The following is a 531-nucleotide window of genomic DNA, read 5'->3' as shown; positions in this document are numbered from 1 at the left end:
GCCGCGCCGAAACCGGGGGCATGCTCCTCGATCACGTGGTCCATCGACTTGGCCAGCCGTTCGGCCGCGGCGTCGTCGGCCACGTTGCGCGGCAAATGCGAGTAGGCCCAAACACTTTCGGTGCCCGCCGGCGACCGGGTCGGATCCGCGGTGGTGGTCTGGCCCAACAGCATGAATGGGCGCTCGGGCACCACCCTGGTGTTCAGGTCGGCCATCCAGCGCACCAGCCCGTCGCCGTCGGCCCCCAGGTGGACGGTGCCCACGCCCCGCAGGCCGTTCGATCGCCACGGGATCGAGGAGCATGCCCCCGGTTTCGGCGCGGCGGTGATCGACCGGTTCGTGCAGCGCCCGTCGGACCTGGAGGCCAGCGACGCCAACCTGCATTTGGGTGCCCTCAACGGGGGAACGGCGCAGCTGCAACAGATGGTGATCTTTCGCCCGGCGCCCGGCATGGGCCGCGCCGAAACCGGGGGCATGCTCCTCGATCACGTGGTCCATCGACTTGGCCAGCCGTTCGGCCGCGGCGTCGTC

Annotated in this window: 2 pseudogenes; one reads left to right on the top strand and one right to left on the bottom strand. The window is 70.6% G+C overall.

From position 1 onward, the window contains the following. A pseudogene (locus tag A5712_RS31810) lies at window positions 1-293 on the bottom strand (NAD(P)/FAD-dependent oxidoreductase); the annotation flags it as partial. Here A5712_RS31810 and A5712_RS30715 point away from each other — a divergent pair. Continuing rightward, window positions 292-468, top strand: a pseudogene (locus tag A5712_RS30715) (NAD(P)/FAD-dependent oxidoreductase); the annotation flags it as partial. The pseudogenes A5712_RS31810 and A5712_RS30715 overlap by 2 nt on opposite strands. Window positions 469-531: the final 63 nt, after the last annotated feature.

The organism is Mycobacterium sp. E2327 (assembly GCF_001672675.1).
Classification (GTDB): Bacteria; Actinomycetota; Actinomycetes; order Mycobacteriales; family Mycobacteriaceae; genus Mycobacterium.
Note: the sequence above shows the minus strand (reverse complement) of the source record. Positions and strands in the feature narration are given on the sequence as shown.